This window comes from Ketobacter sp. GenoA1 (genome assembly GCF_003671475.1).
Classification (GTDB): Bacteria; Pseudomonadota; Gammaproteobacteria; order Pseudomonadales; family Ketobacteraceae; genus Ketobacter.
The window spans coordinates 135,475-150,179 of the sequence record NZ_RCHM01000046.1; the positions used below are offsets into that span (position 1 = coordinate 135,475).

Here is a 14,705-nt window from a genome sequence, read left to right on the forward strand (position 1 = left end):
AGCACCCAGAATAATAGCAGCGTTTCTTTACAAGTGTGTTTAGGTTTTCTTTAAAAAATGTAACTGGCTTCTGGCTTTGTCAGTTTCCAGAATTGTTCAACACCTGACAAATTAATAAGACGCTTGTATTAAGCGCGTACTCAACGGGGGCACTGCTAAGGCAACAACCCCAGCTCCATCTTGCGCGCGGAGCTCACACCGGCCCGGGGATTGGAGAAAGATTTTTCCTTCACCACTTTCAATCCCAGGCGGCTGTACAACGCCTGCCCTCGGGGGTTGGCCACGGACACATCCAGGCCGAACAGTTCATAGCCCTGTTCACGGGCCTGCGACAGCTTGTGCTGAATCATACGGGTGCCAATGCCCTGGCTGCGGCAGCGGGGGCTGACACCAAAATTGGAAAGATAAAGCTCACCGGGCTTGGGTGCCCGCATGACACTTTTCAGGTGACGTGATCGCAGCATCACCGGCACCACCCCCAGATAACCGAAATAAGCCGTCATATTTTTGATGGTGCCCTGCAACAGGTGATCGTAGTGCTTGCGATCGTAAAAGCATCCGGTACCCACCACCTCCCCTTGCTGTATTGCCACGGTAACCTGGGGGTAACCGGCAAAACCCTTACCGGAGGCAAACTCATGGCGCAAAAAATCCAGTGTATCGGTTCGGTAAAGGTAATCGTAGAGGTCAGAGCCGGAGCTGTACATCAATTCTGCAATGGGGCCCACATCATCGGCGCGGGCGGTTCGAATTTCAAGATCCATGGTGCTGTGTCCTGTGGGTCAACGTCCTGTCAATACTGGTTCCGCCATGAATGGTACACAGGAATTTTCCCCAGCAACAGATTTTATTCCGCCGCTCGATTACGGCCCTGATGCTTGGCCCGATACAACGCATCGTCCGCCGCTTTGATCAGCTCTTTGGGTGATTGCGCCGGGCCGGGAATACAAATGGCCAGGCCCAGGCTTACCGTTACGTGATCGGCGATGGGGGAATCCTTGTGTTCTATGTTCAGGCTGCGCACGGTTTGCAGAATATGTTCCCCGGCCTGATGCAGATCTTCCATGGACACATTGGGCAACAACACAGCGAACTCTTCGCCTCCCACCCGCGCCACCAATTCACCGGATCGATTGGCCCATTGCATCACCGCGGCGGCCAATTTACGCAGGCATTCATCCCCCTGCACGTGACCGTAGGTGTCGTTGTAGCGCTTGAAGTAATCGATATCCAGCATGATCAGGCCCAACGGCGTTTCATTGCGGGCAGCGCGATTCCATTCCTGGTGGATCGATTCATCAAAGCGGCGCTTGTTGGCGGTTTGGGTCAAAGCGTCTGTATAGGTGAGCTGTTCCAGCTCGGTGTTGGCTTGTTGCAGTTGCGCGGTAATGGTTTTCAGCTGGTGGGTCCGCTCTTCCACCGAGGTTTCCAGATCCCGGTGATAATTGGCCACTTTGTGGGTCATGGCCTGAAAGGTACGCGCCATTAAACCAATCTCATCCCGTCGCCGTACCGGCAAGGTATCCTGGCCGGAGCTGAAATCCCCTTCTGCAATACGATCGGACACCGACACAAAATGGGACAGTGGTTTAATCACCTGGCGCCGCAGCACCAAATACAACATCAACAGTTCCACCACCAGAGAAAACAGGCTCACCGCCAGAATGAATTCCGCCGTACTCCTTGCAGAATCCACCAACAGCGCCTTGGGGTACACCGTGACAAAGAACCAGTCCGGACCATCAATCATGGCATGGGCAATAAATGCATCACTGAGGGCGTGGGTGAATATATGACTGGATGCCTCACCCTGCTCGTGGTTTAGCAGCAAGGTCTGGTAGATGGACAGCAGCTCCGGATCATCCAGATCCCGCACGTTCAGTTCGCCTTTGGCGGCATCCAGTTCTGCCCGCTTGTCCGGGTGGGCGATCACCCGGCCGTCTTTGCGTAATATAAAATTGTAGGCCCCTTCGATACGGTCGTTGAACACCCGCTCGAACAGTTCCTGCAGTAGAATATCGTGGCCTATGGTCACCAGGTGACGGCCTTGCCAATCCACCGGTGTTTCGCAGGACACCATCCAGTTCCGGGCGGTAGGATCAAAATACAATCCGGTCCAACGGGTTTCACGGCCGGGATTGTTTTCCTGAAATGCAATGGTCATCCATTCTTCGCGGGTCATGTCCAGATCGGTTTTCGCTTCCAGCCCCCAGGGAAACCCAGGCCAGTACACCAGATTTACGTTTTCCGGCATATGCAGATAGAGATTGGCAAACTGATTGCGGTAGCTGGCGCCATAGCGCTCCAGCATCAGAAACGACAGCACCAGGCGGGAACGGAAATCAGGATCTTCTATGGGCGCCCGCGGACTGACAAAGCCGGAAATGGAATCCGTGATCAGCCCCTCGGCATTGAAATCGCCATCAAACCAACGCTGATGGGTACGCACTTCACCATCTCCGCCCAAGGTGAAGTAGCGGGTGAACTGCTGATTGGCGCTGTCTTTTGAATGTTGCCACGATTGCAGAAACATGGCTTTCAGATTGCGCTGACTGGATTCCGCCAGTTGGAAAATAATGCTTTCCTTTTGCGCCCGTTCCACAATGTATTTGCTTAATTTATCGCTGGTCTGGTCTTCCAGTGTTTTCACGATGTGGCAATAGCTGAGCAGGGTTACCGCCAGTACCACCACCGTTACCCGTATGCCCATCTGGATCAGGGTTACGGTGGACAGCGAACGTTGAACATTTTGTGGTGATGAGCGATACAATGCCTGTTAGCCTGCAGAACTGGAACACGGGTCGTGTTTCAATTCTAGCCCAAATCGTGCCACCCAGCGTTGATGTGGCCATTATTTATGACACTTTAATGACGGCACTCAGCCGCCCTCGCAAGCGGCTGAGTGGGCCTTAAGCCCGGTCAGGAGGCCTGTTTCTGCGCCTGCCCTTCGATGCGGCCAGTGAGGAAATACTGCTCGTTCAAGGCCAGGTGAATGTTGTTCAGCTCAATCTGGATATGATCAATAAAATCATGCAGCATGGTTTGGTCATAGGCGTGCAGCTCCGCCCCCTGAATCAGGCGTTTGGCCTGATGAATGCGGCGCAGGCTGTTTTCATAATCGGGCAATGCCTGCACACTGCGCTCCATCTGTTGAACACAAAACAGGATCGCACGGGGGAAACGCTGGGACTGGAACAGGAACTTCACCACATCGCTGCGCCGCACCCGGGCCTGCATGGCCTGTCGGTACATCTGATAGGCCGTGAGAGATTTCAGCACGCTCATCCATTGAATATTTTCAAAGGGGCGCAATTCCATGCTCTCTTCAGTCAGCAGATTGGCAGAGCGTACATCAATGATGCGGGAGGTCATGTCCGCCCGTTCAAGATTGCGGCCCAGGCGTATGAAGACGTAGCCCTGATCCCGGTTAACGGTGCCGGACAACAAACCCACGATGGTCTGGCTGCGCAGAATGATTTCGTTGAGATAACTGAAGCGGCCCCGCTTGGACATGGCCACGTTGAGCTGATCCTTGGCGTAATGATTGAGGGCATTGATCTGCTCCCAGGCTTCCCGGGGAATCACATCACGTACGGTGCGCGCGTTCTCTCGTGCCCACTTCAACGAGTTGGCGATGGAAACCGGGCTGTCGGCATCGCTGATCAGGTATTTCATCACCGAGCGCTCTTCAAAATTGTTGTGACGCTCCACATAGATTTCCCGGGTGCCGGTAATATCGATCAACGGCTCCCAGCCCAGTACAGTCTTTTTCGGGATATCCAGAATCAGGTTGGCATTAACGTTGATCAGGCGCGCCATGTTTTCCGCCCGCTCCATGTAACGGGCCATCCAGTACAGAGTTTCAGCGACTCGAGCCAGCATCAGGCTTCCTCCTCCACAATCCAGGTGTCTTTGCTGCCACCCCCCTGGGAGGAGTTGACCACCAGCGAGCCTTTACGCAGGGCCACCCGGGTTAATCCGCCCATGGTGACCGAGGTAGTGTCGCCACTCAGGATAAAGGGGCGCAAATCCACGTGCCGGGGTTCCACGGCGTGATCCACAAAGGTGGGAACCGTGGACAACCCCAGGGTAGGCTGCGCAATGTAATTACGGGGATCTTTCTTGATTAAGTGGGCGAATTTTTCCCGTTCTTTCTTGCTGGCCATGGGGCCGATCATCATACCGTAACCACCGGACTCATTGGCCGGTTTCACCACCAGTTCATCCAGATGCTGCAATACGTAATCCTGTTCATCCTGGAACATGCACCGGTAGGTGGGCACGTTGGGCAGCAACACCTCTTCGCCCAGGTAGTATTTGATGATTTCAGGCACAAAGGCGTATACCACCTTGTCGTCCGCCACGCCGGCACCCGGTGCATTGGCCAGGGCCACCTTGCCTTTTTTCCAGGCCCGCATGAGCCCCGGCACCCCCAGCATGGAATCCGGGTGAAACGCCTCCGGATCCAGGAACAGGTCGTCGATACGGCGGTAGATCACATCCACCCGCTGCAGGCCTTCCACGGTGCGCATGTACACGCAATCGTCATCCTGCACCACCAGATCCCGGCCCTCCACCAGCTCGCAGCCCATTTGCTGCGCCAGGTAGGAATGCTCGAAATAGGCGGAATTGAAGATACCCGGCGTCAGCACCACCACTTCCGGATAGTCCGCCGGGCGCGGCGACAGGGATGCCAGCATGTCAAACAGTTGCGAGCAGTAATCGTCCACCGGCTGGATGTTGTAGCTTTCGAATAATTCCGGAAACACCCGCTTCATCACAGAGCGGTTTTCCAGCATGTAAGACACGCCGGACGGCACCCGCAGGTTATCCTCCAGCACATACATGGTACCGTCGCTGTCGCGCACCAGATCCGATCCGCAAATGTGGGCCCAGATATCCAGAGGCGGTGACACCCCCACGCACTCCTTGCGAAAGTTCACCGAATTGGCCAACAGCTCTTTGGGGAAGACGTTATCTTTGATGATTTTCTGTTCGTGATAGATATCATTGATGAACAGATTGAGTGCCTTGACCCGCTGCTTCAGGCCCAGCTCGATCTTGTCCCATTCCGATTTCGGAATCATGCGGGGCAGGATATCGAAGGGCCAGGAACGGTCAATGGAGCCTTCTTCTTCGGTATAGACGGTGAAGGTGATGCCCATCTCCTTAATGGACAGTTCCGCCACCGCCTTGCGGGTTTCCAGCTCTTCGTCGCTGTGATCGGCCAGATACTTGGCCAGGTTTTTGGCGTATTTCCTGGGCTTACCCTTGGTTTTAATCAATTCGTCGAAGAACTTGCCTGGGTCGTACTCGTTCCAGCTTACAGACATATAATCGCTTCTTATCTAGTGCAAAATGCATTTGGGGTTAGAGCGTTTATTCTTCAATTCGACGTACATCCACGGACACTTTCAGTTCGTGATCGTCACCGCCGTATATCACCCCTTTTAATGGAGTGACATCTGCAAAATCTCTGCCAAAGGCCAGGGTAATGTGCTGGTCACTGGCCAGCATGTTGTTGGTGGGATCGAAATGCATCCAACCGTAATCCAACATATACACAGCAAACCAGGCATGGGAGGCGTCCGCGCCTTCCAGCTTTTCCTGTCCGGGTGGCGGTAGTGTTTCAAGATAGCCGCTAACGTAGCCGGCGGCCAGTCCCGTGGCCCGAATGCAGGCAATGGCCAAATGAGCAAAATCCTGGCACACGCCACGGCGGTGCTTCATCACCGTATGCAAGGGTGTGCTGATGGTGGAAAAACCGGGATCGTATTTGAAGTCCTTGTATATCCGTTCCACCAGATCACGAATGGCTTCCAGCACCGGCCGGCCGGGCTTGAACGATTCCTCGGCGTAGGCCGCCACCTCATCAAACACCGGGATCAGCGGCGACGGTAAAATGTACTCCCGCACGGTGATTTGCTCCGGGTCAGTGCTGCTGCGCAGGCTGTCACGTACGAATTCCCAGGGGTAATCGGCCGAAAACAGGCCCTGCTGGCTGTGATCCAGCACCTGCACTTCACTGTAAACCGTAACCGATAACTCCTTGTGGGGCTGGAGAATATCGAAACTGGTGACCTGGTTGCCAAAGTAATCAAAGCGCTTGTGGAGCGATTCTGGTGCAGGGTGTATGACGAACCGATTGCGCGCACAGGTTTGGTGCGCACTGTTCACGGGCGACATGCGTGCCTCGTTAAAGCACATACTGACCGAGGCGCTGTACTGGTAATGGGTGGTGTGCTTGATGCGGTACTTCATGCCGGCAGCTCCAGCTTGGTGGGAGCCAGCTGACGGGCGCTCTGGGTATGGGTGAAGTATTTCTGATGCAGCAGTTCAGAGACTTTCTCCAACCGCCGCTCCACGCTGTCCAGCAGTTTGGCCAGCGAGCGGCGACTACCCTGCTCATCACTGATGTTGGCCAGTTTCTCCACTTCCGCCAGCTTGATCTCGGTACTGGCCTGCAGAATCAAACGCTGCTCGCGGCTCAAATGGTGAGACGGGGTGAGTTGGGGCAGCTCCGCCATGAGAGCCATGATTTTATCCACCTGATACGCCAGGGAACGGGGATGGCGGGTGTCCAACAACATCAGATCCAGGACCGTAAACATATGCTGTACCGAGCGATAGCGCCGACGATGGGTGATCAGGCTTTCGTGGTTCACCAGGGTGGCTTCCAGCATCAGGTGCTCCGGCACTTCCCCGGAATAGCGCACAAAACAGGTACGCACAAAGGTAATCAGTTGCAGGGCCCGTTCCAGCCGGCGGCCGATGTTGAGCAGGTACCAGCCGTGCTCATGAGGCAAGCTCTCCTGGGTCTGTGCGGTAAAGGCCATCAGTGACGCCAGCAAGCTGTCCAACTCCGTTTGCAACACCGAGAAGCGGGTTTTGTTGGAGCTCAGATACTGCAGGTTTTCATCGATGTCATCCACTACCCGCCAGGTATCCACCGACCACAGGTCACGCACATTGTAGGCGCTCTGCAGCAGGGCATTGAGGGTGCCGATGAGGCTGCTGCGGTGCTCTTTGTTGAGCACCATATCCATAATGTGAAGGCGCGGGCGCTGCAGTTTTTCCGCCGCCTCTTCGCCGGTAAACCCGGGATAAACCCAGGTAAAGTGGGTCAGGGATTCCAGCAAATGCTGCAATACCACCTGATCCGACTCGTCCCGGTAGTCGTCATAATCCGCCAGCTTGTTGAGCACGGTGCGGATCAGCCGCAGCAACCCCTCTGCCCGTTCCGTGTAGCGCCCCACCCAAAACAGGTTTTCCCCAGAGCGCGAAGGCAACACACCCTCGCCGGTCATCAGGCTTTCCATATGCCGGATACTGGGCCAGAGGCTGGCCTGATGCACCGGCTTGTCCGCCAGTATCCAGGTATCCTTGGACAAGCCGCCGGTCTGGTTGGTGACAAACAGAACATCTTCATCCTGCGCCACCCGGGTCAAGCCGCCGGGCATAACATCGTAGTCCCCCTGGTGGGCGGTGAGGTAGGTGCGCAGCAGCACCCGCCTGGGCACCAGCTTGCCGTTGCGCAGGGACGGCGCGGTGGAACAACTCAGGACCTGCTGCCCCACAAACCGGTAAGGGGCATGGTTGATGCGGTCGCGCAGTTCCAGCAGTTGCTTGTCGTTGAGCTGGGAACCGAACACCGAGGGGCCGCGCCGGTCAATGGGCTTGATAACCAGGCTTTTCAGATTGGCCAGCACATAATCACGCTCTTTCTTTTGCCCGCACCACCAGGTGGCGGCGGAAGGCAGGAGGATGTCTTCCCCCAACCAGTGTTTGGCGATATTGGGCAGAAACGGCATCAGCGCGGGGCTTTCCAGAATACTGGAACCCAGTGGATTGGCGATGATGACATTGCCCAGGCGCGCGGCCTGCAGCAGGCCGGGCACCCCCAGATGGGAATCTTCCCGCAACTCCAGCGGATCACAGAAGGTGTCATCCACCCGCCGCACGATGATGTCCACCTGTTTGAGGCCATCCAGGGATTTCATCCATACCTTGCCGCCGCGCACGGTGAGGTCATCCCCCTGCACCAGGCTGTAACCCAGGTAGGAGGCCAGATAGGCGTGCTCAAAATAGGTTTCGTTGTGCGGGCCGGGGGTCAGGATCACCACCCGTGGATCGTCTTTGCGGTGGGGTAGCAGACTGGCCAGCATGCTGCGCAGGTGGCGAAAGAAAATGGATAAACGGTGCACCTGGGTACGGCGGAATTCTTCGGCCATCACCCGGGTCATGGCCATGCGGGTTTCCAGCGCATAACCGGCGCCGGACGGTGCCTGGCTGCGGTCACCGATTACCCACATGCGGCCATCGGGGCCCCGGGCCAGATCGGCGGCGTAAAGCAACAGGTGAGGCAGATCCTTCACCTGCACCTGATCGCAGGCCCGCAGGAAGCCCTGCTGGGCGTAGATCAGCTCCGCCGGAATCAGGCCTTCCTTGATCAACCGGCGCGGGCCGTATATATCACGCAGGATCATATCCAGCAGCCGTGCCCGCTGTTTCAGCCCCACACTGATGGCGGCCCAGTCCTGACTGTTGATCAACAGGGGCACCGGATCCAGCTGCCAGGTCCGTTTTTGTCCCTTGGGATCACTGTAGATGTGGTAGGTTACACCGTTTTCCCGCAACAGGCGGCGGGCATCGGTACGACGGCGTTCCAGCTCGGTATCCCCCAGATTGGTGAGATCCTTCATGAGCCGGCGCCAGTGCGGGTTGACGGCGCCACCCTTCGCCCACATCTCGTCGTATCCACTCAGGTTACGCGGATAATGCTCCAATATCTGCTCCAGGCTCGGGGCCGGTTCCGCAGTTTTCTTTTCTTCTGTGTTGGTTGCCATACAGCCTTGATTTGCACCCTTCGCCCGTTATCAGCCGTGAGTATAACGGTTTCAGGAGAGCGTGCGCAGTGGCCGGCGCAAATCCAGGGTATAAGGGTACTCCCGATTCACCTCTTCGGCCGGTGGTTGCATGGGGCCTACGGCACTGCCGTGGGGGTAGAATCGGTCTTCACTGTGCATGAAGGGACGCACCTCGGGCGGCACCGTGATCGGCCCCTGGGTGTGTCCGTGGCTCCAGAAACGGCTGATACGGCGCCCTTCCGCCTCATAGGCGTTGACCGGGAAGGTATCGTAGCTGCGCCCGCCGGCGTGATGCACATGGTAGGTACAACCCCCGATGGATCGGCCGTTGAAGGTGTCGATCAGATCAAACACCAAGGGCGAATGCACACCAATGGTGGGGTGCAGGGCGGAGGGTGGCTGCCAGGCGCGATAGCGAATACCGGCCACGTACTCGCCGTGGGTGCCGGTGAACTTGAGCGGTACCCGGCGGCCGTTGCACATCAGCACATAGCGCCCTTCGCTGAGGCCACTGAGGCGCACCTGCATGCGTTCCACCGAAGAATCCACAAAGCGGGAGGTGCCGCTGCGGGAGACCTCCTCACCCATCACGTGCCAGGGCTCGATGGCGGTTTGCAGCTCAATCTGGATATCCCGGATGTTCACCCGGCCATAATGGGGGAAGCGGAATTCCAGAAACGGCTCCAGCCACTCCAACTGGAATGGGTAGCCTTGCAACTGCATGAATTCACACACATTACGCAGATCCTCCCAGACATAATGGGGCAGCATAAAGCGGTCATGCAACTCGGTGCCCCAGCGCACCAGGCGATGCTCATAGGGCTGCTTCCAGAACATCATCAACAAGGTACGCAGCAACAGCATCTGCACCAGGCTCATGCGGGGGTGGGGCGGCATTTCAAAGGCCCTGAACTCCAGAATCCCCAGGCGGCCGGAGGCAGAATCCGGCGAATAGAGCTTGTCGATACAAAACTCGGAACGGTGGGTGTTACCGGAGATATCCACCAGCAGGTTACGCAGCAGGCGGTCCACCAGCCAGGGCATGGCCACATCCCCCTTGGGCATCTGGCCAAAGGCGATCTCCAGCTCGTACAGACTTTCGTTACGGCCCTCGTCCACCCGCGGCGCCTGGCTGGTGGGGCCGATAAACAGCCCGGAAAACAGGTAGGACAGGCCCGGGTGATGCTGCCAGAACGTAATCAGGCTGCGCAACACATCCGGGCGCCGCAGCAATGGGGAGTCCACCGGGGTGGCCCCGCCCATGGTGACGTGATTGCCGCCGCCGGTGCCGGCATGGCGGCCGTCCACCATAAATTTCTCGGTACCCAGGCGGCAGCGGTGGGCCATCTCGTACAGATCCTGGGTGTTCTGTTGCAGTTCATCCCAGGTATGGACCGGATGCACGTTCACCTCGATAACGCCGGGGTCTGGGGTCACCATGAATTTCTCCAGCCGGTTGTCCTTGGGCGGTTCATAGCCTTCCAGCACCAGCGGCATGTTCAGCTCATGGGCGCTGGATTCAATGGCGGCAATCAACTGGATAAACTGATCGCCGTGGGTGAGCGGCGGCAGGAACACATACAGGCAACCGTCCCGTACTTCGGCACACAGAGCGGTCTGCACAAAGGATTCGGTTTCGTTCACTTCATCGTTCTGGGCGTATTCGATGGGCGCCAGATTGGGGGGGTAATAAGGCAGGGCCGGGGCCGATTCAAACAAGCTGATGGGCTGATGATGCTCGCGTTTGTCCGCCGGCAACCAGTTGATCACTTCCAGCGGCAGGCGCATGCCGATGGCGGAATCCCCGGGCACCAGATGCAGATGGCCACGGCGGAAGCTCCAGGTACAGCTGTGCCAGGCCTGCTGGTGCCAATCCCAGTTCATGGGCAACACAAACCCCACCGGCTGATCCAGGCCACGCTGCAAATGGGCCAGCAGGCGCTTGCGCTCTGCATCCAGCTTCAGGTCATGCTCCAACGGATCGAACTGGTCCGGTAGATTGCCTTCCTGCCAGAGGTAGTAAATGGCGTCTTCGTAGGCCGGCAAGACGAAACGATCCGGCAGCCGCAGGCGTTTGCACAGGGCCACCATAAAGCGTTGCGCATCGTCCACGGCAAAACCGTAATCACGATTGGGGTCGGCCAGCAGATTAGGATAATGCCACAGGGAGTGGCTGTCCTTGCGCCAGTAACAGGCATACTGCCAACGGGGCAGCGGTTCCCCCGGATACCACTTACCCTGACCGTAATGCTTGATGCCACCGGCGGCAAAATGATCCTGCATGGCCAAAAACAGATTGTGGGCCAACGCCCGTTTCTGCGGGCTGTCTGCCGTGGTATTCCACTCCGGCGATTCCATATCGTCCACCGACACGAAGGTGGGTTCACCCCCCATGGTGAGACGCACATCATTGGCCATCAGTTCTTCATCCACCTGATAACCCAGCGCCTGAATATTCTGCCACTGGTCTTCGGTGTAGGGTTTGGTCACCCGGGGATCTTCATGAATACGGTCCACCCGGTTTTCAAATTCGAATTCCACCTCGCACTTGCCGGTGGCGCCAGTCACCGGCGCTGCGCTCACCGGGTCCGGCGTGCAGGCCAGGGGGATATGACCCTCGCCGGCAAACAAGCCCGAGGTGGGATCAAGCCCGATCCAACCGGCGCCGGGCACGTAGACTTCGGTCCAGGCGTGGAGGTCGGTGAAATCCGCTTCCGGGCCGGACGGACCATCCAGGGATTTCACGTCGGGCTTGAGCTGCACCAGGTAACCGGAAACAAAGCGCGCCGCCAATCCCAGGTGACGCAGAATCTGCACCAGAAGATACGCCGAATCCCGGCACGAACCGATCTTGCGTTCGAGCGTTTCCTCACAGGTCTGCACCCCGGGCTCCATGCGGATGGAGTATTCAATGTCCTTGAACAGCAGCTGATTCAGCTCCACCAGGAAATCCACGATGTTACGCTCGGAACGATCCACCTTTTCCAGCCATTCCAGCAGGCGTGGACCCTGCTCCTTGACCTCCAGATAGGGCACCAATTCTTTACCCAGCTGTTTTTCATACTCGAACGGATAATCGTGGGCGTACTCTTCCAGAAAAAAGTCGAAAGGGTTGATCACCTTCAGATTGGCGATCACCTCTACATCCACCTGCAGTTCCGTGGCCGGCTCGGGGAACACAACTCTGGCCATAAAATTGCCAAATGGATCCTGTTGCCAGTTGATGAAGTGATTTTCCGGTTTGATTTTGAGCGAATAGCCCTCGATTGGCGTCCGGCTGTGAACCGCCGGGCGCAAACGAAACACATGGGGAAACAGCTTTACATTGCGATCATAGGTGTATTTGGTGTGATGACGAATGGCAACTCGAATGGACATAACAATCCTTGCAACGAAATGGTACGCATGGCGAGGTTAATATCACGAAGCGACCTGCCGATGACAGCAAAACTTCGCCCTCTACTTGGCTGTACTACCGTGGCACAACACTTGGCACGACTACCAAGCGCAAGTTCCGTGCCAGTCAAACAGGCCGACCCGTCTGCAGGAAATCGAGGCTCTATAACGATCGCATGCGCCATTTCGAGTCATGAAAATTTGCGCGTGCTCAGACTTGGCGCTGGCCGGGTGATCCCTGTTGCCACTACTGTAGGTGGACATAAGGATAATAGCCAGCGGGATAAGGTATGTGAGGTCAGTGCGGGCTAGAGACAGGGGCCGCCCTGCTGCCAGCCTTCACCCACCCAGGGGGCAAGATCCTGTGCCAGATACTGCAACAGGCAACCGTACTGATGCTTGGGCGCATCCAGATCAAAGGCCACATGATGTCCGTCACCATCGGGCCGATGGGTGTTCTCGTAGCGCACCACCACCGCGGTGCGATTGCCTTGCCCCGGTACCGCTGCATTTGCCCGCACCGGGTAAGGTAATGCCCGGCTACCGGCAATGGCCATGTGGGGGAACAAGGTACTGTCGTAATCGTCGCCCAGGTCGGGGCCCGCCAGGTCCAGCCCCAGTGCCATCAGCAACGGCCGTTGCGTGGGTTCATAGCCGCCTTCATCATTAATGCCGGAAACCGCCAGGATATGGGGCGCCGGTTTCACAGGGTTTTTCAACACCGAATCCATGTGCACCACCGGGTCCACTCCAGCCAGCGTCCATTCCAGCAGCATCATGAAGGGGTTGGTATCGTCGATGGGGTTAATGGGCAATTGATTAATAACGCCGGTGGAGATGGCCAGTTTTAATTCGTCACGATTGCTCATCAGGCGAATCCAGGTACCTGCCACACCGGTCAACACGGCTCCGGCAAAAGGATCCGGATCAACCGCCATCTGCAAGCTCGCAGTCCAGTTGCCCAGCGATTGCCCCATCACCACATAGTGATCGGCATCGAACCGAAAGCCATTGACCACCGGATTGGGAATCGCTTCCGGACACAATTCCGATGGCAGCTCCAGCTGGTTGAGCACCCGGCGGAAATACACCCGTTCCCATACCATCTGGTGGTAGCTGTTCAACATCGCCACCGGGTTATAGAGGTTATAGGGAAAGGTTCCAAAGCCCAGAATCACCCCCATATGATCAACCCCGAGATGGCCGCCAAAACCCGCACTGGCCCAACCCCGCTCGGCGGCGATCTGGGATGGCCCATTGCCCACCTCTTTGATGGACGGGGTGAGAGTCTCGTCAATGATGTCCACTCCGGTGCCCAGGTATTTTCCCCGCGTGTACACCTGATCGGCATCGCCGCCGGCACCGTGATGGTAAAACAACATGGGAAAGCCGGCCGCCGGCATGGTCTGGTTTTTGGGAATGGTCACCACAAATGACCCATCACGGGTGTACTGTTGCACCGGCTCGCCGGATGCGTTCCACTCAATGTCCCCACTCACCAGAAGATAGGGCGCAATGCCTTTCTGGAAGCCCGGAATTTGCACACTGCCTTCGATAATGCAGTAATCCGGGTATTCGCTCAGCAAACGCAGATCAGTGGGGGCAGCCGCAGGCAGGGTTGAAACGTATTGCGCGCCCTGTCGCAGCGGCTGGGTCGGGTCCCCGGTGGTCCACACCGTAGCCGCCATCACCTGTTGCGCAGCAATGCCCTGTTGTTGCAGATAGGCGCGCAGTTGTGCAAAACGCTCCCTGGCTTGTTGCGGTACCCCGGTATTGGTTAAACCCGGGCTGAGTAACGCTTCCAGCTGCCGATTCTGTTGCCAGGTATAACCCGAACGCAACGGTGCGGCCGCCGTCACAAACGCGGCATAGGTGGTGTTGGGGCGCAACGTGACACCCAAGGTGGGTAAAATCTGCAACAGGTCGGCAGGACGGTAGGGATCCACCCGCGTGGTGAGGCTCACCTGCAGCGGAAAGCGGCGCCCGAATTCCACGGAATCGGCATCCACATCCACCACTTGAATGGGGGCAGACGCCAGTGTGTAATCACGGTCGGCACCGGGCAGCGCCGCCACGTCCACAGGCCCGGTCAGGGGCAGATACACGGGCATTACCGTGGGGTAGCCCGTGGGCCGGATGCGGTTTTGGATGGCATCCAGGTAAAGGGCGGTGAACGGATGCAAACGGCGGGGGAAATCAGACAGGTCTATGCGACCGGTCTGTGCTGAACGCCTGAGATCCGTGGGAAAACCATTGTGGAAGAAACGGCCGTCATTGAATGAGTTCAGCGTGGGGCTGCTGTAAGGATTACCTCCGCTCAGGTCCATTTTCATTTCCACCGGGCGCACATCCGTGCCGCCACAGGCTGCCAATACCAAGGCCAGCGCCAGCGCCAACAGCGCCGGCCCCTTCATCCCTGTTGATCTCATACTACTGCCCCCA

At 57.3% G+C, this 14,705-nt stretch carries 8 protein-coding genes; all 8 read right to left on the reverse strand.

Annotated elements, in window-relative coordinates:
• Nucleotides 1-155 precede the first annotated feature (155 nt).
• Nucleotides 156-764, reverse strand: a complete 609-nt coding sequence (locus D9N13_RS23145; RefSeq protein ID WP_290594358.1) for a GNAT family N-acetyltransferase — start codon at nt 762-764, stop codon at nt 156-158.
• Nucleotides 765-847: 83 nt separating this feature from the next.
• Complete coding sequence (locus D9N13_RS23150) at nt 848-2,770, reverse strand: diguanylate cyclase domain-containing protein (protein ID WP_290594359.1); 1,923 nt, start codon at nt 2,768-2,770, stop codon at nt 848-850.
• Between the two features lie 149 nt (nt 2,771-2,919).
• Nucleotides 2,920-3,882 carry an alpha-E domain-containing protein gene (locus D9N13_RS23155; RefSeq protein ID WP_290594360.1) on the reverse strand — a complete coding sequence of 321 codons (963 nt, stop codon included), beginning with the start codon at nt 3,880-3,882 and terminating at the stop codon, nt 2,920-2,922.
• A complete protein-coding gene (locus tag D9N13_RS23160) occupies nt 3,882-5,333 on the reverse strand; it encodes a circularly permuted type 2 ATP-grasp protein (protein WP_290594361.1) in 1,452 nt (483 codons plus the stop codon). The genes D9N13_RS23155 and D9N13_RS23160 overlap by 1 nt, the downstream gene beginning before the upstream one ends.
• Before the next feature lie 46 nt (nt 5,334-5,379).
• Nucleotides 5,380-6,261 (reverse strand): transglutaminase family protein, encoded by an 882-nt coding sequence (locus D9N13_RS23165; RefSeq protein ID WP_290594362.1) that lies wholly within the window; start codon nt 6,259-6,261, stop codon nt 5,380-5,382.
• The gene (locus tag D9N13_RS23170) at nt 6,258-8,846 is read right to left on the reverse strand and encodes a circularly permuted type 2 ATP-grasp protein (protein WP_290594363.1); all 2,589 of its coding nucleotides are present in this window, start codon (nt 8,844-8,846) and stop codon (nt 6,258-6,260) included. Before D9N13_RS23170 ends, D9N13_RS23165 begins: the two co-directional genes overlap by 4 nt.
• Before the next feature lie 51 nt (nt 8,847-8,897).
• Complete coding sequence (locus D9N13_RS23175) at nt 8,898-12,245, reverse strand: DUF2126 domain-containing protein (protein ID WP_290594364.1); 3,348 nt, start codon at nt 12,243-12,245, stop codon at nt 8,898-8,900.
• A gap of 326 nt (nt 12,246-12,571) precedes the next feature.
• The gene (locus D9N13_RS23180) at nt 12,572-14,692 is read right to left on the reverse strand and encodes a hypothetical protein (protein ID WP_290594365.1); all 2,121 of its coding nucleotides are present in this window, start codon (nt 14,690-14,692) and stop codon (nt 12,572-12,574) included.
• Nucleotides 14,693-14,705 lie beyond the last annotated feature (13 nt).